The organism is Collinsella sp. AM10-26, from assembly GCF_003472525.1.
Taxonomy (GTDB): Bacteria; Actinomycetota; Coriobacteriia; order Coriobacteriales; family Coriobacteriaceae; genus Collinsella.
The window spans coordinates 111,644-133,197 of the sequence record NZ_QRMC01000002.1; the positions used below are offsets into that span (position 1 = coordinate 111,644).

A 21,554-nucleotide genomic window follows, 5' to 3' on the forward strand; every position below is an offset into this window, starting at 1 on the left:
GCCAAATAACAACTATCTGAAAGCCAGTACATGCACAACATTCTGCAGTTCTCGCCACAACTTACCGCGCTTGAGTTTTTTTCAGGCATTGGCCTGGCTCGTGCCGGCATGGCAAAAGCCGGAATCAAAACAATCTGGGCAAACGACATAGACCATACTAAATGCGCCATGTACAGCCAGCGTTGGGGCGATGAACATCTAGTCGAGCAGGATGTCCACGCACTCGATCCCGACCTGATACCCCAAGCCGACATCGCATGGGCATCAAGCCCTTGCACAAACCTATCTCTCGCGGGGAACCGGGAGGGGCTTATCTCTGGCAAAGAGTCTAGTGCGTTCTTTGGCTTTATTAAGGCCATCGAAGGAATGGGCGATCGCGCCCCGCGGGCAATTGTTCTCGAAAACGTCATCGGCCTTGCGACGTCTAATAACAGTGATGACTTTAGACTCGTTTGCCAGGAATTTAATCGATTGGGCTATTCATGCGATGCCTATTTTATCGACGCACGGCACTGGCTTCCCCAGTCTCGCCCCCGCATGTTTGTCGTCGGATTAAAAAATCCCCTTCCCAACAGCCGACTCGATTCCTCGCTTCGACCTGAAAAGGTCTCCTGGATTCACTCCGACCCTTCGCTCATTACACACATCTCTCACCTAAACGAGCCGAGTCCACTTCGCATGACAGGCCTCGCAACGGTAGTTGAAAATATTCCCGAGGACGACAAGCGTTGGTGGGACAAGAACCAAGTGCAAGCATTTACCGATTCACTTGCGCCACATCAAGAAGATCGCCTTCAGCGCTTCTTAAATGCCAGTGCAAAAATTGTTCGCACTGCTTATCGTCGCACGCGGTCGGGCGTTGTACGCTGGGAAATCCGCGAAGAGGAAATTGCCGGATGCCTAAGAACGGCTCGCGGCGGCTCATCAAGACAGGCAGTCGTTATATGCGAAAACGGAAAGTTAAAAGTTCGCTGGATGACTGGAACTGAATATGCTCGTCTCCAAGGTGCCGGCTCATATCAATTTAGCGGCTTCTCGGATGCTCAGATTCGTTATGCATTCGGCGATGCAGTTGCCGTGCCAGTTGTCACCTGGCTTATAAAAAATGCAGTCAAGCCCGCGTTAATGTCTTCAAGGAATGGAGTGAGCGATGATGGAAATGGCAAATTACTCCTTGAGCGAGCCCAATAAAAACGTCTTGAATGCCATTGAGCTCTGGTACGAATCCAAGCGAAACAAGCGAGGCAATGTCAACCGCAACGTCATGGCGGTTGGCATAGGCATAAGCGAGCTGTTGCAAAACCGTTTCCCGCTCACCAACGATTACGTGCAATCGGACAAGGGGAGCCAAGTACGAGGCCTAAGTGGGGCATGCATCAAAACAGTTTTAGCCAGACATGGGGAAACGCGCGCCTTCGCATCAGAAGGCGGCAGGACCTCACGCGGCACGCTTCCAATGGCGCTTGAGCTTGCCGCGATCATCAACTCTACCCTGCCCAGCGACACTTGTGAAGACGCTCGTCTTGAAGCTGCGAATGCAATCGCCAACTTCTTCGTCGAGCGTATCCAGGTCGACTTCTTCAACCGGCAGAGAATCAAAGTCGAAATCGATCTTCAAAAACCAATTTCTGCCATTGTCGAAGATATCCTGGCCGAAGCAAGCCTGCGATCCGATAAACCAACAGGCACGGTCGCACAGCACCTGGTAGGTGCAAAACTTGAAATGTTATTTCCAACCATAGAAATCGGAAAGGACAACTCAAACGCTGCTGACCAGCAGACTGACCGTTCTGGCGATTTCCAAATCAATGATGCTGCATTTCATGTAACTGTATCGCCGATGGCCAAATTGACCGATCGATGCCGAGATAACATTCGAAATGGCATTCGGCCCATCGTTGTTGTCCCCCGCAATAAAGTTTCCTTCGCTTACGGACTGTTCGAAAGTGAGGGGCTCGGCGATTGCGTACAGGTTATCGCGCTCGAATCGTTTATTGGCATCAATATTGAAGAATTATCGTTCTACAAGCGAAGCCTAATTCGATTAAATGTTGCACGACTTCTTGTCTACTACAACAAACGAATCGAAGACATCGAGCCCGACAAATCCCTACAAATAGAAATCCCTCAGTGGGCTCTAGACGAAATGGACGCACATGGCGAATAGCTCAAACATACTTATCACCCATGATTCTGACGGCGCTGCACTGGCGGCGCCTGTTGATGCTGCCCGTCGCAACGGCGCCGCGTACAAGACGCGCACGATCGACGACCTGCACATTAAGGATGAACGCCTGCGTGCGGCCATCGAGGGCACGGGGCACCTGCTGTTTGACGGCGGCATGGGCACCATGTTGCAGGCCGCCGGCATGAAGGCGGGCGCTCTGCCCGAGCTGCTCAACTTTGAGGAGCCCCAGGTTATCACCGATATCCAACGTCAATATGTCGAGGCTGGCTGTGACGTGATCACCGCCAACACCTTTGGCGCCAACGCCCACAAGCTCGACGGTGCTGCCACCGTGGCAGACGTCTTTGCCGCGGCCGTCACCTGCGCCCGCGAGGCCGGCGCCCGCTACGTCGCCGGCGACATCGGCCCCATCGGCGCCCTGCTGCGCCCCCTGGGCACCCTCAGCTTTGACGAGGCCTACGACCTCTTTGCCGAGGAAGTGCACGCCGGCGTCGCTGCGGGCGTCGACCTCTTTATTATCGAGACTATGACCGACCTGGCCGAGATCAAGGCGGCGGTCCTCGCTTGCCGCGAGAACTCCGACCTGCCCGTCTTTGCCACCATGACCTTTGAGGAAGACGGACGCACCTTCCTGGGCACGAGCCCCGAGGTCGCCGCCATCACGCTCGACGCCATCGGCGCCGACGTTTTGGGCATCAACTGCAGTCAGGGACCGGCCGAGCTCCGCGGGCTCGCCGAGCGCATGCTCACCGTTACCGACAAGCCCGTTATGGTGCAGGCCAATGCGGGACTCCCCCGCGTGGACGACAACGGCAACACCGTCTTTGATGTCCAGACACCCGAGTACGCTGAGGCCGTCGCCGGCATGATCGAGGACGGCGTGAGCGTCGTCGGCGGATGCTGCGGTACCACGCCCACGCACATGGCGGCACTTCGCACCCTCATCGACAACCACACGCCCAGCCCACGCCATCGCAAGCCCAGTATGTCGGTCACGAGCGCCCAGACGGTCGTGGACCTCCCCTGCGACGGCCACAAGATCGCCGTCATCGGCGAGCGCATCAACCCCACCGGCAAAAAGCGCCTGCAGCAAGCGCTGCGCGACGGCGACCTGGACTACGTCGTAAGCCAGGGCATCAGCCAGCAAGAGCAGGGTGCCGATATCCTGGACGTCAACGTGGGCCTGCCCGAGATCGACGAGGTCAAGGTCATCCAGCAAGCGACCGAGCAGCTCCAAGGCTCCACGCTGCTGCCCCTGCAGATCGACTCCACCGACCCCGCCGCCGTCGAGGCCGCCGTGCGCCGCTACGCCGGCAAACCCATCATCAACTCGGTCAACGGCAAGCAACAGATTATGGATGAGATCTTTCCGCTGGTCGCCCACTACGGCACCAATGTCGTCGGCCTCACGCTCGACGAGGGCGGCATCCCCGATACCGCCGAGGCTCGCTTCGCCATCGCCGAGCGCATCGTGGCCGAGGCCGCGCGCTACGGCATCGGCCCGGACCGCATCCTCATCGACTGCCTGGTCATGACCGCCTCGACCAATCAACGCCAGGCCGAACAGATCCTGCGCGCCATGTCCCTGTGCAAGGAGCGCCTGGGCGTCAAATGCGCGCTCGGCGTGTCGAACATCAGCTTTGGCCTGCCCGCGCGGCCGCTCCTGGGTTCGGTCTTTTTGGCCGCCGCCTTTGGCGCGGGCCTGGACGCCCCCATCATGAACCCGGGTTCCAAGCGCTTTATGGACACCGTCTACAGCTATCGCGTGTTGAGCGTTGAGGATGAGGGCTCGACCGGATACATCGAGCGCTACGCCGGCTGGACCGATCCGTACAAGATCGCCGCGAACCCGGCGGCGGCCCAGGCGGTATCGACCGACGCCGCGCCCGCCGCTGGCACCGCCGGCACCGACGGCAACGACGACCCGATTCGTCGCATGGTCGTCTCGGGCCGCAAAGGCGAGATCGCGGCCGAGACCGAGCGTCTGCTGGCAGATCACGACGCCATGGACCTCATCAACAACCACTTTATCCCCGCCCTCGACGAGGTCGGCGTCCTCTTTGACCAGGGCAAGTTCTTCTTGCCGCAGCTTATGGCCTCGGCCGAGGCCGCGCGCGTGGGTTTTGACACCATCAAGCGCCTGATGCCCGCCGGCGAGATTGCCGACAAGGGCAAAATCTGCGTGGCCACCGTCAAGGGCGACATCCACGACATCGGTAAGAACATCGTCAAGATGCTGCTCGATAACTACGGCTATACCGTCTTCGACCTAGGCCGCGACGTCGACCCGCAAGAGGTGCTCAAGACCGTGCGGGAGCGCGACATCAAGCTCGTCGGCCTCTCGGCGCTTATGACCACCACGGTCGTGGCCATGGAAGAGACCATCAAGCTGCTTCATGCCGAGGTGCCGGACGTCAAGATCATCGTAGGCGGCGCCGTACTCACCCCCGAATACGCCAAGCAGATCGGCGCGGACTACTACGCCAAGGACGCCGCCGAAAGCGCCCGTATCGCCGAAGAGGTCTTTGGGCGGTAACACAACGGAAACAACCCCGCACCAAAACGTGCCGCACGCGCCACTTGGCACGTGCGGCACGTTAGAATAGAAAAGATTATGCTCGTTTTGGCAGATAGGAGCGCAAGGATGGCGATCACGCCCGCAGAAATCGCGGAAACCCGCGGCATGGTTGAGGAGCAGAACCTCGACATCAGGACCATCACCATGGGTGTTTCGCTCATGGGTTGCGGTGACGAGAACCTCGACCGCATGTGCACGAAAATCTACGACCACGTGACGCACACGGCTGAACATCTGGTCGAGACCGCCGAGAACCTCGAGCGCGAGTACGGTATCCCCATCGTCAACAAGCGCGTTTCCGTCACCCCGGTGGCGCAGATCGCCGCGTGCTGCAAGGATGAGGACCTCACCCCCATCGCGCATGCCCTCGACCGCGCGGCAGAGACGCTCGGCATCGATTACCTGGGCGGCTTCTCCGCACTCGTCCAGAAGGGCATCGGCGACGCCGACCGCCGCGCCATCCAGTCAATCCCCCAGGCGCTCGCTACCACCAGCCGCGTCTGCTCCAGCGTCAACGTCGCTAGCCTGCGCGCCGGTATCAACATGGATGCCGTGCTCATGGCCGCCCAGACCATCATCGACGCCGCCAAGCTCACGGCCGACCAGGATTCCGTTGGCGCCTCCAAGTTTGTCTGTTTTGCCAACATGGTCGAGGACTCCCCGTTTATGGCGGGCGCCGTCCACGGCGGTGGCGAGGCCGACGCCGTCATCAACGTAGGCGTCTCGGGCCCCGGCGTTATGGCCGCAGCCTTGGAGACGCTGCCCGATTCCGCATCGATGATGGAGGTCGCCGAGAAGATTAAGCAGACCGCCTTTAAGATCACCCGCGCCGGCGAGCTCATGAGCCGCGAGGCCGCCCATCGTCTGGGTGTCGAGAAAGGCATTGTCGACCTGTCGCTGGCTCCCACGCCTGCCATCGGCGACTCCGTCGCGCGCATCCTCGAGATCATCGGCGTGGGCACCTGCGGTGGCCCGGGCACGACCTGCGCGCTCGCCATGCTCAATGATGCCGTCAAGAAGGGCGGCGTCATGGCCAGCTCCAGCGTGGGTGGTCTCTCCGGCGCTTTCATCCCCGTGTCCGAGGATGCCGGTATGATCGCCGCCGTCGAGGCCGGTGCGCTTTCGCTCGAGAAGCTCGAGGCCATGACCTGCGTGTGCTCCGTCGGCCTGGACATGATCGCTATCCCCGGCGACACCCCGGTCGAGACCATCGCCGGCATCATCGCCGACGAGATGGCCATCGGCGTCATCAACAACAAGACCACGGCCGTCCGCGTGATTCCCGCCATTGGCAAGGGCGTGGGCGACTGCGTCGAGTACGGCGGCCTGTTCGGCCGTGCACCCATCATGCCGGTGAACCCCAACGCCGGCACCGTGCTTGCCCATCGCGGTGGACGCTTCCCGGCACCGCTGAACTCGCTGAAGAACTAGCTGAGGGGTTCGGGCGAGGAGCCCCGGGGAGGGCAAATATATAAGGTCGCCTGCTCGAACAGTCCTGACTCGCACGGAGAGCACATTAAGTGCTCTCCGGCTCGTGCGGAACTCGCGATCGACCTTATATATTTGCCCTCCCCGGGGCTCCCGCACAACGGGACCTCAGTTGGGTTCTATCCCGGTTGCAGTTGCTTCGCTCCTGCACCACTAGGCTGGTACGGCGGCTTGGCAGTGGAACGGTTCTTTTTCTGATATATGCTGGTTGCGGCTCTTCTTTTGGGAGGAGTCGCTTTTTTGCTGCTAGGAGGTTGGCCCGTGGTTGATGGGGAGAATCGTTCTGAGCTGCTTTCTGCGGATTGGAATGGCGAATGGATGCGCCTGCAAGTTGATCGGCGGCGGGCTGATGATTCTTTTGAGTGGGATAAGCGGGCTCGGCATTTTCGTCCGCTGGAGACTGCCCCGTATGCTCGGAATTTTATAAAGCTATTGGCGCTTGAGCCCCGCGAGTCGGTGCTGGATATGGGATGTGGGGCTGGGTCGATTGCTATTCCGCTTGCTCAGGCTGGGCATCCTGTGATTGCGGCTGATTTCTCCCCTGCTATGTTGGGCACGCTTGATGCTGGCATTGAGTACTATGGGCTCGAGAATCGCATTACGCCGCTTGAGCTTGCTTGGGATGATGATTGGGATTTGGTTGGACCGGTCGCAAAGGCGGTGGATGCTGCCTTTGCCAGTCGGTCGGTTACGACGACTAATCTAAAAGGTGCGCTTGCCAAGCTTGATCGTACGGCTCGTCGGCGTTGTGCCGTCACGATGGTCGCCAACTCCAGCCCGCGCTATGATCTGCACCTGATGAACGCCATCGGCGCCTCCGTTACCTGCAGCAATGGCTTTGTGTATGCCTTTAATATCCTTATTCAGATGGGTGCGCTGCCGCAGGTCACGTACTTTGAATCGCATCGTCGCGATACCTTCGACAGCCTTGAAGCAGGTGTGGCGGATTTTTCCCGTATGCTCGATCATGTCCGCAAGGTTCGTTGGGCGTTTATTGCATGGGAGCCGGTCTCTGCGCCCAGCTCATAGCCTGTTCGCAGCCCGCACCGCCCACTCACTCGGCATCCGCATTCTTTGCGAACTGGGCAAACGCACTCCACACCGCGCCGTTCCTGCGCTATCGTGGGACAGCTCACGTAGATTAAGGCCCCGTCGCGGGGCGCCCCATACATAGAAAGCGAGAACCCATGGCACTGACAGGAGCCCAAGTCAAGCAGCTTCGCAGCATGGCCCATCACCTCAGCCCCGCCATCATCATCGGCAAGTCCGATGTCAACGAGGGCACCGTCGAGCAGACGGTCGCCTACCTGGAGAAGCACGAGCTCGTTAAGTGCTCCGTGCTGGACGGCTCCAGTCTTTCCGCCCGCGAGGCCGCCGAAGAGCTCGCTGAGCGCTGCCACGCCGAGGTCGTCCAGGTCATCGGCCGCAAGTTCTCGCTGTATCGAGAGTCCTCGCGCAAGGATATCGAGAAGATCAAGCTCGTCTAAGAGCCAATGATCCGGCGAGCCAACACATAGCAAGCTTACGGGCGCCCAAGTACTTCGGGCACCCGTTTTTTTATCGCTCGACCAGCACGCGGTTGAGCCGACCCTCCACCAAGCGCTCATATAGACGCCGCGTCTCGGGCTCGGGTACGCCATTGACCTGCTCCCTCAGATGGTGCATATGCCCGCTGTACAGCTCGACGATATCGCGCCTCCGCCCCGCCGCGCTGTAGACACGCATGGCACAGCGCACCATATCCTCACGCGCCGTTTCCTGCCGAAGCCCCGACTCCGCCAGCCAAATCGCCGACTGCAGATCGTTTTCTTCTAGAGATGCATTTGCTCCCTTAATCATGCAATCGATGTACTTTGACTGCATAATGCGTCGCATACGCAAAAAGTAGGTTGGATTACAGCCATTGGGAACATACAGCGGTCCGGCATAAAGCTGCTCAATCTTAAGGCACAGCTCAACTAAATGGGGCCCGCGCGCACCCGTACGATTTCCCAAAACCTCACGGCTTATCTGGTCAAACAGCCGCACATCGGTCTTGACGTAGTCGCCGTTGAGTCCGATGCATTCATTTTGGATGAGTACACACGACTTGCCATCCGGCGTCGGTCCCAAAGCCGACCGCAAGCGCGATATCGTCGAGTACAGGTTGTTACGGGCGCTATTAAACTCGGCATGGGGCCACAGCTCCATTGCCAGCGTCTCGCGGTCGACGAGCGCATCCATGCCCAGTGCAAGCCGCTCGGCAAGCGTCGCCGCCTTCTTGCGGCGCCACATTTTGTCCGTGATGGGAAACCCGTCGCGCTCGGCGCGAAACGCACCAAACATGCGAATCTCGATATGGTCGATGGTATCAACGGCTTCAACCTCGCTGGCCTGGAACAGGCGCTCGCCCTCCCCTTCCAAATCGTCGCGCAGCGAGTACCGCGACAGCTCGCGCACGGGAAGCTTCTTGCGTATCCTGGCCGCCGGCTCGCCCAGACAATGCATGGCAAGGCGCGCAAAGAGCCGATACGATGGCTCTAGAATCCCCGCACGATTCATGGACATCCAGGCCGCAAGGTCGCTGTCTCGACCCGCACAGGCCAAATGCAGCGCCACCATCCAGGCCTCCGCTCCACCAACCTGCGTCTGGCTTATATCGAGTAACTCCGCTTCCTCGCGCACCGAAACCATCGAGGTGTTACGCAGATACGCCGCGCGCTCCAGCAGCAATGCGTTATCGCGCATGTACGCAATCGACTCCTCGGCAAGTTTGAGCACTTGGACCGCACGGAACTTTGCATTAACCGGCCGTCCCTCTGCCAGCGACTGCCAGCCTTCTAGCAACAGGCCAAACAGCTGAATCTGGTTGTCGCGCATGCGCACGGCAAAACGATCGAGCTCGTTGAACGCCGCGCCGTCGGTTACCGGCAAGCCGGAAAGGAGCCGCCGTGCCGCCAACACCATACGCACCCAGATAGCCATCGCCTTAAGCCCACGCACGTCGAGCGCCTCCCGCACCACCGTCATCTCGTCGTCGCGCTCGTCGGTTCCCGCGAACGACCCATCAAAGAGCTCCACCAGCATGCTATCGGCCCGTGTAACAATCCCCGCAATGTCGAGCTCACAGTCGTAGGCCTTGCTCGTTTTGAGCCGCTGTAGAACGCCGCCGTCATCTCCTCGCTCGGTCAGACAGCGCTTGACCTCGATATGCGCGGACAACATATCGAGTGCAGTATGGGATGTCTCGATTTCTGGCACGGCCAGGTTCGCAGGAAGCCCAAGCCCGTTGTCCCCATAGCAAACAGCCGTCAGTGTCTGGGCCACCCTCCATGAAACAGGGTCTATTTCGCAGGCCGCCCGTTCGCCCCCGCGCTCGATAACCGATGCCATATAGCGAGCGAGCTTTGTATTGGACACGCTGACCGCTGCCAGATATACGCCAAGCGCCTCGGCAGGCGTTGGCTCTGGAGCCGGATCGTCGACATCGATCGTGCCCAGCGCCGCTCGGCAGATATCGGCCCCGTGCCCCGTCAGAGCAAGATCGACCCCATACTGACCAGCAAGTTCAAGGACCGCATCACGGTCCAAAAAGGCGTCCGCTAGGCCCATCGCCGCATCGCATCGGCCCGCCTTAAGCAAAATCCGGGCCGCCCTCGGAACAAGTTCGGGGCGAACCTCGGCCACCAACTTACGCAAACGCAAGCGTCCGTTATCCTCCGTACCCAGACACGTAAAACTCCGCTCGGCGGGGTCCAAGCCAAAGATCGGGTAGTCGCGTACAAAGTAGGACTGGTCGACCATCGACAGCCTCACCCCACAAGCCTCGAGTTCTGCGATATTGCCCTCGCCCATCAAAATCATGAGACATGCCACGCAAAACAGCGCATTATTGTCGAGCGAAGCCAGATCGGCAAGTGCCGCGCCATATACGTTGACAATCTCGTTTTCGAGCAGACCGGCTACGTCGCCTTGGCCATACAGACCCGTCTGCAATGCCGAAACAAGCTCGGGCACGCCCTGCGTGAGCTGATAAAAGTCGAGCGACGTGCTGATCGAAAACGCCGATGCCCACGCCGAATACTCATAGGCATGCACCTTGAGCATCTGCGCATTGATCTTAACCGAATCGCCCAGCCCGTGAATCAGCTGACGATTTGAAGGACGGCAGGAGATAAAGACCCCTACCCCCATAGCGCGCAGGCCGCGAATCCTGTCGATGAGGTCTTCGGTATCGTGCTGATCGAGGTTTGGCACATTATCGATTGCGATAAGGGAGTGCGGTTTGTCTTTGAGTTCTTCGGTAACCACCTCGAGCTGCATAAACACCTCGCGCCCAATGGCGCGATCGGCCTCGATAATCCGCACGGGGCCTCGCGTCGGGTCGCATTTAACCTCATGGGTGTACTGCAGCAGCACCGAGGTCTTCCCAAACCCGTCGGGCGCATAAAGAACCACGATTCCGGCCTTTCGGCCCTTGGCTATAAGCTCATTCATCAAGCGTTCGCGGCGCACCATATAGCCTCCGCCCAGCGGCATCAGCTCGAGGTCGTCTATACTGCTCAAATCGTTTACCATGCCCACTCCTCAACTCGACCGTATGGACACTGTAACCGCAAGACCATACAGGCCGCGCTATGAATAGAGCGACCTTGTGCTTTAGGTTGTCTTTTGGTACGCAAGCGGCAAGTTTTTGTACAGCAAGGGCAGATTGTTATTAATCCCCCGACTAATCGGTCTTTAAGCAGGTAAATGAGCTTGTCAGCTTGTCCCATCTAAGCGGCAGTGTAACGTAAATGAACAAGGTTCAGCCATGTCATTCAACTCGCCTAGCACCCGCTACCGTCTACGACCTTTTAGTGGCATTTTTGCATAGAATATGGTATGGGATGAATCAAGCTGTTGGGCATCCAGCATTCGTCAAGCTTGCGGCAAAATCTTGGTCAAGTGGGCGGAAAGGGATAGCAAAAAGGCCCCCGCAATGCGGAGGCCTTAGGCAAGGCTATGTCGAGGTGCAGGATTCGCGCTACTCGCAGAGCGAAAGGGCGGCCTCGTCGGCAACGACAACGCAGTTGGTGTGCAGCTGTAGGATCGAAGCCGGGCACTCGGGCGTAACCGGGCCATAGCACATGTCATGCACGGCCTGAGCCTTGGCCTCGCCGTTGGCGACGACCAGGATCATGCGGGCATACATGATGGTCTGGGTACCCATGGTGTAGGCCTGACGAGGGACATCGTCGATGCTGTCGAACAGACGGCTGTTGGCCTGAATGGTGCTCTCGGTGAGATCGACGCAGTGCGCGCCCTTGGAGAAGTGGTCATCGGGCTCGTTGAAGCCGATATGACCGTTGTTGCCAATGCCGAGCAGCTGCAGATCGGGATAACCGGCGGCAGCGACGACCTTGTCGTACTCAGAGCAGGCAGCGGCGGCATCGGGGTTGGAACCGTCGGGCACATGCGTGTTGTTCAGGTCGATGTTGATGTGATCGAAGAAGTTCTTACGCATAAAGTAGTGATAGCTCTGGGGATCGTCGTGCGAAAGGCCGCGATACTCGTCCAGGTTGTAGGTGCTGACCTCGGCAAAGTCGACGTCGCCCTTCTTGTACCAAGCAGCGAGCTGCTTGTAGGCACCGATCGGGGTAGAGCCGGTGGCAAGGCCCAGCACACAGTCGGGCTTGAGGATAACCTGCGCCGAGATAATATTGGCGGCCTTGCGGCTCATATCCTCGTAGTCTTTAGCTTTAATGATCTTCATTACGCATCCTTTCTCGTACAAGAGAGGCAAGGCTCCCCTTACAAGCACTTGCCCGCGGCCTGCGTCGGCCGCAACCAACGTGTGCGGCCACCAGGGCGAGGTCGCGTAATGTATGTGTCTCGTGTCTAGCCGCGTCGAGGCCCCTGCCCGTCCACGGTGACCCGAAGCCTTTTAGCTTCGGACAAATCCCATCTTGCCACGGAGGGCGCCCTCTTTCAAGGGCGCCCTCCGTAAACGTGTTTGAATTGTAGGCTAATGGCCACGTGCACTTGCTAGCGCTCGCGAGCAACGATGAGCTGGTCCATCTCTTCGACATGCACGCCAACGGAGCCCTTGATGCTCGAGAACTCAACGGAGTTGCACACCAAGATGGGAACCGTCACATCGTAGCCCTCGGCAGCAATTGCCTCGCGATCAAACTCAATGAGCACATCGCCCTTATGGACGATGTCACCCACTTGCGCATGTACGGTAAAGTGCTTGCCCTCGAGCTGAACAGTGTCCAAACCAACGTGGATGAGCACGTCCAGGCCATCGACCGTGTTAAGCGCAACGGCGTGCCCCGTGGGAAAAATGGCCTCGACCTTGGCATCAGCCGGTGCAATCACACGCGTTCCGGTGGGCTGAATCGCCACGCCCTGGCCCAAAAGGCCGGTGGCAAACGTCTGGTCGTTTACCTCGGAGAGCGGAATGACGTCGCCCGAGATGGGAGCATCCAGCGTAAGGACTCGACCACGCATACCAAAAGACCTTATGACTTTAGTGAACATGCTCCCCCTCGGACATACCAATCAATCAAATAACCTTAACAGTTTACCACTTGGCACCCGTTTTTGACCATTAGGGAAGTTCGCGCTTGACAACCTCGACGATGTCGTCGACAACGCGCTGGGTCAGCTCGTGCGTCTCGGCCTCGGCCATCACGCGGACCAGTGGCTCGGTACCACTCGGACGCACCAGAATGCGGCCGCGGCCGTCAAGCTCCTTCTCGGCAGCAGCGACGGCATCCCAGATGGGCTGGCAATCGTCCAGACCAGCCTTGTTGTCGGAATGCACGTTAACGAGTACCTGCGGGTACTTCTTCATGATGCCGGCAAGATCGGTGAGGGTACGACCGGTGCGCTTGAGCACGGCCAGCAGCTGCAGAGCCGTCACCAGGCCGTCACCGGTGGTGTTGTGCTCCAGGAAGATGATGTGGCCGGACTGTTCGCCGCCGATGACGGCGCCGTCCGCGAGCATGCGCTCCAGAACGTAGCGGTCGCCCACGGCAGTCTGAACCATCTCGAAGCCTTGCTCCTTCATAGCGATGGAGAAGCCAAGGTTGCACATGACGGTCGAGACGATCTCGGAGTTGGCGAGCTTGCCGCGAGCGGCGAGGTCAGAACCGCAGATAGCCAGGATGTAGTCACCGTCGATCTCATTGCCCTCGCTGTCCACGAACAGTACGCGGTCGGCGTCGCCGTCGTGGGCCAGACCGATGTCAGCATGGGTGCGCAGTACGAGCTCGCGCAGGGGCTCGAGGTGAGTGGAGCCGCACTCAACGTTAATGTCAGTGCCGCAGTAATCGGTGTTGATGGCATGGACCGTGGCACCCAAGCGCTGCAGAGCGGCGGGCGTAGTCTGGCAGGAAGCACCGTGACCGCAGTCGACGGCAACGACCAGGCCGTCGAGCCTCAGGCCATCAAGCGTATCGATGGCGTGGTCGACGTATGCCTTGCGGGCATCCTTCATCTTAATGATGTGGCCCACGCCGGCACCGGTCGGCAGCGTGTCGGCAGCCATGGCTTCTTCGGACATGACCCAGGCGCTGATCTCTTCCTCGACAGCATCGGGAAGCTTCATGCCCTTGCGGCTAAAAAACTTGATGCCGTTGAACTCCGGCGGATTATGCGAAGCAGAGATGACGATGCCGCCGTCGAGCTCGTTCTGAACGGTGAGCAGGGCCACGGCCGGCGTGGGGATGACGCCGCAGCAGTGCGGACGGCCGCCCTCGGCCATGATGCCGGCGGTCAGAGCGCTCTCGAGCATGGTGCCCGAAAGACGCGTGTCGCGGCCGACACAGATATCCGGACCAAGGAACTTGGTCGCCGCGCGGCCCAGGCGAAACGCGAGGTCGCACGAGAGGCCGGCATTGGCGACGCCACGGACGCCGTCGGTACCGAAGATGTTCTGGGGCATAGGATCGCTCCTTCCCTAGCAGGCGATATGCAACCGCCCACCCTAGTCGAAAAAGAAAAGCGGGACCCGCCGAGGAATCGGCAGGCCCCGCTTGTACATTGTATCTCGAAAGGAGATAAAACCTTAGCGCTTGGAGAACTGGGGAGCGCGGCGGGCCTTCTTGAGGCCGTACTTCTTGCGCTCGACCACGCGAGCATCGCGCGTAAGGAAACCGGCCTTCTTGAGATCAGCACGGTAGTCGCCAGCGTTCAGAAGAGCGCGAGCAATGCCCAGGCGCAGAGCGCCAGACTGACCGGAGATGCCGCCGCCATCGCACAGAGCGATAACGTCGAACTGACCGGCAGTGTCGGTCACCTTGAAGGGAGCAAGAGCGTTCTCAACGAGCTGATGACGGCCGAAATACTGCTCGGCGTCACGCTTGTTGATGGTCACCTTGCCGGTGCCGGGGACGAGACGGACGCGGGCGACGGCGTTCTTACGACGGCCGGTACCCTGGTAGACGACGGTGTTCTCAGCCATCTTTAAGCCTCCAGCTCAATCTTCGTGGGGTTCTGGGCAGCGTGCGGATGCTCGGCACCAGCGTAGACCTTAAGCTTGGTCATCTGGGCACGGCCGAGGGTGGTCTTGGGCAGCATGCCGCGAACAGCGCGCTCGATGACCTTCTCCGGGTGCTTCTCCATAGCCTGGCGGAAGCTCTCAGCCTTAAGGCCGCCGTTGTAGCCGCTGTGGCGATAATAGGTCTTCGTGTCGGCCTTGTTACCGGTAAGCTGGACCTTATCGGCGTTGATGACGACAACGAAGTCGCCGCAGTCGCTGTTGGGCGTGAACTGAGGCTTGTTCTTACCGCGCAGGATCATTGCGATCTGGGTGGCAAGACGGCCCAGGACAGCACCATCGGCGTCGACGAGAACCCAGTTGCGCTGGACCTCGCCCTGCTTGGCGTAGTGAGTCGATTTCGAAATCACTTAGACTCCTCCATGTACAGTACGTGTTGTTACAGAGATTCACGGGGCTCTGCAAGTAACCCGTCCATATTACCCCGCTCGCCGTACGAGTCAACAGGTATTTTGGCTCCGACCAGAGTTTCTGCACATGTCGTCCATGGGTCATGACGTCGCGACACTAGCGCTCGACAAACGCCTCGATATCTCCCAGCAAGCGCTTTGCCTCCTGGCGGCCCTGAATATACAGGTCGAGGAGCTTTACCGGATCGTGCTCAACATGGCCGACCTCGACCGGCTTTTGCGGAGCAACGACCAGCGCACGGCCCTCACGCTCATACTTCCACAGATGCATGCGCTGGATGTTATAGCGGTCGTGGCGCGTCTCGATAGCCTCCAGCAGATAGGGGTAGTCGGCATAGCGGGCTCGTGCGGCGGGCATAAACTCGTAGGGCTTTTTCTCGTACGAGCGGTCCTGCGTGACAATGACGACCGCGCGATCGAAGCCTGCCTCCTCCAGCACGTGCTCGATGGGGACCGAATCGGCTACGCCACCGTCGACGTATTTGTGCCCGTCAATCTCGACCGGCGGCGTCACCAGCGGCAGCGACGTCGATGCGCGCACGGCGTCGAGGTCGAGCACGGCGCTTTTGACCGACAGGTACGCGGCGGTTCCAAAGAGCATGTCCGTCGCGACGGCGTACATCTCGATGGGGCTCGCGTCGAACGTCTCGCTGTCAAAGGGATCCAGGCGGTCCTGGACATCGTTGAAGATAAAGTCGTAGCCGACGATGGAGCCCGTGGACGCAAACGATGCGGCGCCCATGAAGCGGTTGTCGTTGCAGAAAGCCAGGTTGATGCGGTTAGCACGGCCGATCTGGTGCGACTTGTAGTTCACGCCGTTGAGGGCGCCGGCCGATACGCCATATACCGCCGGAATCTCGACGCCGGCCTCCATGAGAACGTCGAGCGCGCCCGCGGTAAACTGCCCGCGAAAACTACCGCCCTCCAGGACGAGCGCGACCCTGCCGGCGTTCTTTGCTTTATCTTCTGCAGTCATGTTGACCTCCTGCTGTTTCGTTTTGGCCTTCTTCTACCCAGTTTTGGGATGGAGGGCGTGTAGGTTTTGGAGTTGAGGAGGGCGGGGCGGCTGGCGGAAAGCACGTCCCGTTCTGAGGGGCGATTCCGGGATGGACTTTCCGCTAGCCATTCATTTGGAAACTGCATCCCATTCCGAATGAGGATTCCGGGATGTATTTTCCGCTTGAGCTGCCATTGGGAAAGTGTGTCCCACTCTACGGCTCGATTCCGGGTCGCAGTTTCCGCTTGAAGCGCCACCCGGAAACTACGTCCCAGTCTGAGCGCGGATTCCGGGACGCGCTTTCCGCCTGGGCTTCCATTGGGAAAGCGCGTCTCACTCTGCGTTGCTGCGGGGCACGGCAGGCTGCAGTGCGATCGGCATCGCGTCTATATCTAGTCGAGGCATTGCGCGGAGAATCCGCGTATTTGCTTCGCAAATCCGCACCGGCTTCGGCCGCCTGCCGGCGTCCTCGCCCGCTCGCTACAAACGCTTCGCGTTTGCTTAACGCTCGCGCCCTGCATAGAGTTCGATTCTCCGCGGTTTGGGGGGATCCGTTGATGCTGGGCGAGGCCAGCTGAGATTCGATAAACATCGCATCCATTTTGAGTCGGAAGTTTGCGCGGAGAATCCGCGTATTTGCTTCGCAAATCCGCACCGGCTTCGGCCGCCTGCCGGCGTCCTCGCCCGCGGGCTAAAAACGCTCACGCGTTTTCTTTACGCCCGCGCCCTGCATAGAGTTCGATTCTCCGCGGTACGGGCTGGAAATAAAAAGGCAGGTAGATACGAATATCTACCTGCCTATTACTTGTGGTGGAGGCGCGGAGAATCGAACTCCGGTCCACGAAAGCCCCCTGATTGGCATCTCCAAGCTCAGTCGCTGGTTTAGTCTCGGACGGCTTGCGCGCAGCGACACGCTCGCGCCGTCCCAACCGGTTCGGTCTTAACCTGCGCCATACCGATTACGTGCGCAGGAGCATTCCCCTAAAATGACGTCGCGCCGGTGTCGGGGAAATCACCGGGTTGACGCGCCGCTATAAATTAGGCAGCGAGAGCCATAGGCTCAAAAGAAGAGTTGTTGTCAATTCAATTTGACGGTACCCCTGTTTAACGAGGCAAGGAGACCTCGGCTTGCTTCCTCTCTCAGAGCTATCGTGTCGAAACCAGTCGCCCCCGAATGTCGGGAAAGTCTGGGTGGCATCGGGCACACAAGCACCCAACAGCCGTCGACTTTTCAAAGAACACGCGGGACATGCGCCGCTTGTGGAATGCTATCTTACCACGTTCTAAAGGCAGACAGCTGTTCTATGCACGAGCTGTGAAGACCACAATGTGTGCCGCACTTCGCACTTTTGCTACCGATCGCGTAACGTATATTTTCGCCAAACAAAATTGACCCGTCGAAAGGACCGTTATGGATACCAAGCAGCAACTCGTCAATGCCCTCGTGGGCCTGGGCTCAACCATTACCGAAGCTATGGATGTCATCGAGGGCTTTGTCCCCTGCGGACATCCCGCCCTCGTGGTCACGGGCGCCCTCAACGCGCTCACCGACGGCGCCGATGAGGCCACACTCGCCGAGCACGTTGAAACCGTCCGCGGCTTCATCGACCACGTAAGCGAAAACCGCGGCGTCACCGCACATCACGACATCGAGCTTGGTGAGCTCACAGGTGTAAAGGCCGAACTCTTTGCCGAAATCAGCGCTATAGCCAACCTCACCAAAACCGCTGGTGTCAAGAACACCCAGGTCAACGAATGGCTCTACCGCAGCCTCGCTGCCCTCAATAAATCCGATGCCATAGCAGTAGACAAACTCGCCGAAGCTGCCGCCATAAAAACGCGGCTTTAAGACTTAGTTCTCATTTCGAGCCATAACTGAAGAGCAAGCCAGACACAGCACATAATCACACGAGAGATTTGAGAGTATCCAGCTTGCTCTTCGAATAAAAATGATACCTGTCCAGGCTAATTAACGCTTTGCTTTTCGCACTATCCAACGTACCAGCCTAAATGCGAGCACGATAAGCGCAATTAGTATCGCAAGTAAGACGATTTCGGGACCGCGCACAAAACCACCGCCCTATGTATGCATAGGTGTGCAGAGTCGTTCCCTGCATTTCTGCGCCCAAGAACACATTTCCAGAATACAAGCCTGGTATAGACACATTCACGCGCTGTAGCGCTCGTGTACTATTCCAGGTAAAGGAATCAGATGCCGTTCCCAGGGGAACAGAATAATTCGAACCCCATGCACTCGTTATCTTATGATTGCCGATTTTAATGTAGAACTCCTGAAATATCACCGAGTTATAGTAAACCCTCCATGTGCCAGAGGCGTTTTGATAATAAGAATCCCACGCGTTACACGGCTCAATAGTCGGAATATATTCAATTCCAATTTTGCCTTCAGTTCCATCCGGCAAAATAACGGTATATTCCTGACTCGCACGATCTTTCAGTTGAAATGAAACACTCACTGGATATTCGCTATTGTCATTAGTCAGGAAATCATCCGCAAACCCTATTGAGGGCGTAAACAGCGATAGGGCAGCCACTAACAGTAGTAATGCAACAGGTTAAGATAGGCGCTTGTTCATAATGCTCGCTCCTAAAATAAATTCAGCTCCAGCAACTAAGCATCTCTAAGACGCTTATTGCCAAATATGGTTCCGAATCTTGATAGCATCATGAACCTCCAAATGTTTCTTTTAAGGTATCGCTTAATGTACCCGTACGCAAGCACTTTAACTTTGTTATTTGGGAGCCAGCCGGCGAAAGGATAGAAGTAAACTGTCCCTGGAAATTGCCGAGATAAACGCTTTGGTCAGAAGCACTTGGCCCCATCAATCCATCGGAGGCTCTCCCAGCAAAGCACATCTCCGAAACAGATTCCGGCCATCTGACCCAAAAAATTGAGTCGACAGGACTGAGAAGGCATCTAGAGGGGACGGCGCATTTAAAGAATAAGGCGGTCCATAGAAAAAAAGCGTGCACCCCTTGGGTGTCGGAGCTCCAGGGGTCGCACATATAGATTTACGTTAACGGGACAACCGCCCGCCACGTTCGGCCAAAGCCAGAATTGGCATCATTTGGCGCGGGGTCTTTGCTGCAAGATCGGCATGTTCGAGCAGCTTTCGATCGTTTGTCACCAAGTAATCGACCTGCGCGCGCTTGCATGCGGCGAGCACCAAGTTGTCCTCGTAATCGCGATGGAGCGTCAGATATTTGTCGGCCAGCCAAAGGTCCGACGCATCTGCACCCACGGCCGTGGCGTTTTCGGTCATATTCCGAACAAACGCCAACGTAGCATCGCCTATCGCTCGTGCCGATGCTTCGTCGACCGAGCCTTTTTTAGCAATAACCCTGCGCTTCAGCTCGTGTTGGACAACGTACAGCACGTCCTTAGCGATATGCACCGGAAAGAACAGCAACGCCCCCGTCTCCGTCGCCCGCCCAATAAACGCACGCGCGGCAAGCGACTCGGCATGGTCGACGCAAAACGAATCAACCCATACGTTGGCATCCACCATTATTTTGAGGAAAGCCCCGCTCACAGGATCATCCCCTTTTGGCGATAGTGCTCGTCCATGGCTTCCGAATAGATTGTGTCCCAATCGCGATCGTCGGATACGTGCGACGTAGCGATGCCCAGGTCCGCGTAAAGCTGATCCGCCGCCGCCCATGATGCGGCGAACGGAGTATCGGGCGCGACGGTCTGCCGCCGGTCGTCGACGGCCGCAAGCACTTCCTCGCACTGCCCGCCACCCTGCGCGACCTTGGCCACCACCTTTTTGATGAGCTCAGGCAGTGACCTGCCCGAAAGCTGCAGCGCTTCCTCGGCGCGCTCTTTAACCGAGCGATCTACGCGAACATTCACCTGCGCCATGCTGCCAACGGTAGCCATCTCAACCTCACCTTCAGCATTTACTAGCAGTGCTAGCACGATCATATATTTGAGCTAACATCTCGTCAAACAAAAGAAGGCCTGCACCCTGGCGGCTGCGATGCCGCCAGGGTGCAGGCCATATACTCAATCGAAAACGCTAACGCAGGTACGCCTTTGCGTTGCCCACGCTGTAGGCGATCGTTGAGCCGTTGTGCAGCAGTGACGACGTCTGCGGAGTGATCATGCCGATAATACCCAATGCCAACAGCGCCGAGTTGGTGAGCATCACCTTAGAATAGGAACTCGTCAGACGATCAATGAGGCCCTGGCTCATGCGGCGCAGGCGCACGAGTGCGGCGAGATCCGTGTCGGCCAGGATGATGTCGGCGACCTCCTTGGCAATGTCGCTTCCACCGCCCATGGCCAGACCCACATCGGCCAGGCCCAGCGCCGGTGAGTCGTTGACGCCGTCGCCCACCATGGCAACGTGGCGCCCCTCGCGCTTAATCCGCTCCACATAGGCGTACTTGTCCTCGGGCAGCAGCTCGGCCTTAAACTCGCCGACACCCGCCTCGCGCGCAATGCGCTCGGCCGTGCGCTCGGAGTCGCCCGTAAGCATAACGACATGTTTGACGCCCAGCGCATGCAGGTCGGCGATGGCCTCACGGGCCCCGGGCTTGAGCGGATCCTCGATGCCGAGCACGCCGACAACCTTGCCGTCGACCGCCAGATACAGCGGCGACAGGCCCTGCATCTGGGACTCGATTTGCCCCTTAATGTCGGAATCGAGCTGCGCACTCTCGTCCTCAAACACAAAGTGCGCGGAACCGATGATGGCGCGACGCCCTTCGATGGACGAAGCGATGCCGTGCGCCACGATGTACTCAACGGCGGCATGGCGCTCGCGGCGCTCGAGCCCACGCTCGCGAGCAGCGTTGACGACTGCGCGCGCTGCCAGGTGGGGGAAATGCTCCTCCAGGCAGGCAGAAAGGCGCAGGACCTCATCCTCGCTCCAGCCGTCGGTCGTCAGCACGCAAGCCAGGCGCGGCTGCGCGAGCTCACGGAGGGCGGCGCGCAAAAAGGTCATGTAACCGGCCACGACAAACACCGCACGCAGAGGCGTCGGCAAGAACCAGCGGCGCGCGTAGTGGGCCCCGATAAGTGTGGCAAGATCCATGACGAGCTTGTGCTTGCGTGGCTCAAGCTGCATCACGTAACCCGTCTTTGCGTCGGCAATGGCCTGGGCATCGAGCGCACCCAAGGCGTCGAGCACGCCCGCACGACACCGCTCGTCATATTCGAGCGCCATCTGGCCAATACGGCCATAAACGCGCACCTTGTGCACGCCGTCGATATCGCCGCTAAGCTTAAGAAGTGCATCGAGATCACTCTCTGGCACAGGACCCGCCAATTGAAGACGGGTCCTGCCGGGGATCTCGCTCATAATCGAGAATCTCATAGTTTGTGCCTGGGAGCGTTA

Annotated in this window: 18 protein-coding genes and 1 other RNA gene; 7 read left to right on the plus strand and 12 right to left on the minus strand. The window is 58.7% G+C overall.

Translation table 11 applies throughout. The features are described from left to right. The first annotated feature begins 30 nt into the window (after positions 1–30). The 6 genes from DW123_RS02110 to DW123_RS02135 all read left to right on the plus strand — a co-directional run bounded on the left by DW123_RS02110 (position 31) and on the right by DW123_RS02135 (position 7,741). Entirely contained in the window at positions 31–1,191 is a 1,161-nt protein-coding gene (locus DW123_RS02110) for a DNA cytosine methyltransferase (RefSeq protein ID WP_117734636.1), read from the plus strand. Next, complete coding sequence (locus DW123_RS02115; protein ID WP_117734637.1) at positions 1,151–2,167, plus strand: DUF4928 family protein; 1,017 nt, start codon at positions 1,151–1,153, stop codon at positions 2,165–2,167. The genes DW123_RS02110 and DW123_RS02115 overlap by 41 nt, the downstream gene beginning before the upstream one ends. Beyond that, positions 2,157–4,724 carry a homocysteine S-methyltransferase family protein gene (locus DW123_RS02120; protein ID WP_233540117.1) on the plus strand — a complete coding sequence of 856 codons (2,568 nt, stop codon included), beginning with the start codon at positions 2,157–2,159 and terminating at the stop codon, positions 4,722–4,724. The genes DW123_RS02115 and DW123_RS02120 overlap by 11 nt, the downstream gene beginning before the upstream one ends. Before the next feature lie 108 nt (positions 4,725–4,832). Then, positions 4,833–6,197 carry a PFL family protein gene (locus tag DW123_RS02125; RefSeq protein ID WP_118273057.1) on the plus strand — a complete coding sequence of 455 codons (1,365 nt, stop codon included), beginning with the start codon at positions 4,833–4,835 and terminating at the stop codon, positions 6,195–6,197. Between the two features lie 318 nt (positions 6,198–6,515). Next, positions 6,516–7,283 carry a methyltransferase domain-containing protein gene (locus DW123_RS02130; protein WP_233540116.1) on the plus strand — a complete coding sequence of 256 codons (768 nt, stop codon included), beginning with the start codon at positions 6,516–6,518 and terminating at the stop codon, positions 7,281–7,283. A 158-nt stretch (positions 7,284–7,441) separates the two neighbouring features. Next, complete coding sequence (locus tag DW123_RS02135; RefSeq protein WP_118291480.1) at positions 7,442–7,741, plus strand: YhbY family RNA-binding protein; 300 nt, start codon at positions 7,442–7,444, stop codon at positions 7,739–7,741. A 70-nt stretch (positions 7,742–7,811) separates the two neighbouring features. Here the strand turns inward: DW123_RS02135 and DW123_RS02140 are convergent, their stop codons facing one another. From DW123_RS02140 to ssrA, 8 genes are all read right to left on the minus strand, one after another. Then, positions 7,812–10,811, minus strand: a complete 3,000-nt coding sequence (locus DW123_RS02140; RefSeq protein WP_118273058.1) for a BTAD domain-containing putative transcriptional regulator — start codon at positions 10,809–10,811, stop codon at positions 7,812–7,814. A gap of 448 nt (positions 10,812–11,259) precedes the next feature. Then, positions 11,260–11,988, minus strand: a complete 729-nt coding sequence (nagB, locus tag DW123_RS02145) for a glucosamine-6-phosphate deaminase (RefSeq protein WP_118273059.1) — start codon at positions 11,986–11,988, stop codon at positions 11,260–11,262. Positions 11,989–12,260: 272 nt separating this feature from the next. Continuing rightward, positions 12,261–12,758, minus strand: coding sequence for a PTS glucose transporter subunit IIA (locus DW123_RS02150; protein WP_117763622.1), 498 nt, complete (start codon positions 12,756–12,758; stop codon positions 12,261–12,263). Between the two features lie 70 nt (positions 12,759–12,828). Beyond that, complete coding sequence (gene glmM / locus DW123_RS02155; RefSeq protein ID WP_117734641.1) at positions 12,829–14,166, minus strand: phosphoglucosamine mutase; 1,338 nt, start codon at positions 14,164–14,166, stop codon at positions 12,829–12,831. A 123-nt stretch (positions 14,167–14,289) separates the two neighbouring features. After that, on the minus strand, positions 14,290–14,685 hold the full coding sequence (rpsI, locus tag DW123_RS02160; protein WP_022094634.1) for a 30S ribosomal protein S9: 396 nt from the start codon (positions 14,683–14,685) through the stop codon (positions 14,290–14,292). A gap of 2 nt (positions 14,686–14,687) precedes the next feature. Then, complete coding sequence (gene rplM, locus DW123_RS02165; protein WP_022094635.1) at positions 14,688–15,131, minus strand: 50S ribosomal protein L13; 444 nt, start codon at positions 15,129–15,131, stop codon at positions 14,688–14,690. A gap of 157 nt (positions 15,132–15,288) precedes the next feature. After that, entirely contained in the window at positions 15,289–16,167 is an 879-nt protein-coding gene (locus tag DW123_RS02170) for a patatin family protein (RefSeq protein WP_118273060.1), read from the minus strand. 829 nt (positions 16,168–16,996) lie between these two features. Then, positions 16,997–17,360: a transfer-messenger RNA gene (ssrA, locus tag DW123_RS02175) on the minus strand. 239 nt (positions 17,361–17,599) lie between these two features. On the opposite strand from ssrA, the gene DW123_RS02180 reads away from it, so the two are divergent. Continuing rightward, positions 17,600–18,037 (plus strand): hypothetical protein, encoded by a 438-nt coding sequence (locus DW123_RS02180; RefSeq protein ID WP_118273061.1) that lies wholly within the window; start codon positions 17,600–17,602, stop codon positions 18,035–18,037. Between the two features lie 157 nt (positions 18,038–18,194). Here DW123_RS02180 and DW123_RS09840 read toward each other — a convergent pair whose 3' ends face one another. The 4 genes from DW123_RS09840 to DW123_RS02190 all read right to left on the minus strand — a co-directional run bounded on the left by DW123_RS09840 (position 18,195) and on the right by DW123_RS02190 (position 21,473). Continuing rightward, complete coding sequence (locus DW123_RS09840) at positions 18,195–18,743, minus strand: DUF5626 family protein (protein WP_369833114.1); 549 nt, start codon at positions 18,741–18,743, stop codon at positions 18,195–18,197. 483 nt (positions 18,744–19,226) lie between these two features. Further along, entirely contained in the window at positions 19,227–19,718 is a 492-nt protein-coding gene (locus DW123_RS02185; RefSeq protein ID WP_158570708.1) for a PIN domain-containing protein, read from the minus strand. Between the two features lie 20 nt (positions 19,719–19,738). After that, entirely contained in the window at positions 19,739–20,092 is a 354-nt protein-coding gene (locus DW123_RS09550) for a hypothetical protein (protein ID WP_158570709.1), read from the minus strand. A gap of 139 nt (positions 20,093–20,231) precedes the next feature. Then, positions 20,232–21,473 carry an HAD-IC family P-type ATPase gene (locus tag DW123_RS02190; RefSeq protein ID WP_233540115.1) on the minus strand — a complete coding sequence of 414 codons (1,242 nt, stop codon included), beginning with the start codon at positions 21,471–21,473 and terminating at the stop codon, positions 20,232–20,234. Positions 21,474–21,554: the final 81 nt, after the last annotated feature.

What these genes read in the sequence shown, in the direction of transcription:
- DW123_RS02110 (WP_117734636.1), top strand. Translation starts at nt 31, where the DNA reads ATGCACAACATTCTGCAGTTCTCGCCACAACTTACCGCGCTTGAGTTT.
- DW123_RS02115 (WP_117734637.1), top strand. Translation starts at nt 1,151, where the DNA reads ATGATGGAAATGGCAAATTACTCCTTGAGCGAGCCCAATAAAAACGTC.
- DW123_RS02120 (WP_233540117.1), top strand. Translation starts at nt 2,157, where the DNA reads ATGGCGAATAGCTCAAACATACTTATCACCCATGATTCTGACGGCGCT.
- DW123_RS02125 (WP_118273057.1), top strand. Translation starts at nt 4,833, where the DNA reads ATGGCGATCACGCCCGCAGAAATCGCGGAAACCCGCGGCATGGTTGAG.
- DW123_RS02135 (WP_118291480.1), top strand. Translation starts at nt 7,442, where the DNA reads ATGGCACTGACAGGAGCCCAAGTCAAGCAGCTTCGCAGCATGGCCCAT.
- DW123_RS02140 (WP_118273058.1), bottom strand. Translation starts at nt 10,811, where the DNA reads ATGGTAAACGATTTGAGCAGTATAGACGACCTCGAGCTGATGCCGCTG.
- nagB (WP_118273059.1), bottom strand. Translation starts at nt 11,988, where the DNA reads ATGAAGATCATTAAAGCTAAAGACTACGAGGATATGAGCCGCAAGGCC.
- DW123_RS02150 (WP_117763622.1), bottom strand. Translation starts at nt 12,758, where the DNA reads ATGTTCACTAAAGTCATAAGGTCTTTTGGTATGCGTGGTCGAGTCCTT.
- glmM (WP_117734641.1), bottom strand. Translation starts at nt 14,166, where the DNA reads ATGCCCCAGAACATCTTCGGTACCGACGGCGTCCGTGGCGTCGCCAAT.
- rpsI (WP_022094634.1), bottom strand. Translation starts at nt 14,685, where the DNA reads ATGGCTGAGAACACCGTCGTCTACCAGGGTACCGGCCGTCGTAAGAAC.
- DW123_RS02170 (WP_118273060.1), bottom strand. Translation starts at nt 16,167, where the DNA reads ATGACTGCAGAAGATAAAGCAAAGAACGCCGGCAGGGTCGCGCTCGTC.
- DW123_RS02180 (WP_118273061.1), top strand. Translation starts at nt 17,600, where the DNA reads ATGGATACCAAGCAGCAACTCGTCAATGCCCTCGTGGGCCTGGGCTCA.
- DW123_RS02185 (WP_158570708.1), bottom strand. Translation starts at nt 19,718, where the DNA reads ATGGTGGATGCCAACGTATGGGTTGATTCGTTTTGCGTCGACCATGCC.
- DW123_RS09550 (WP_158570709.1), bottom strand. Translation starts at nt 20,092, where the DNA reads ATGGCTACCGTTGGCAGCATGGCGCAGGTGAATGTTCGCGTAGATCGC.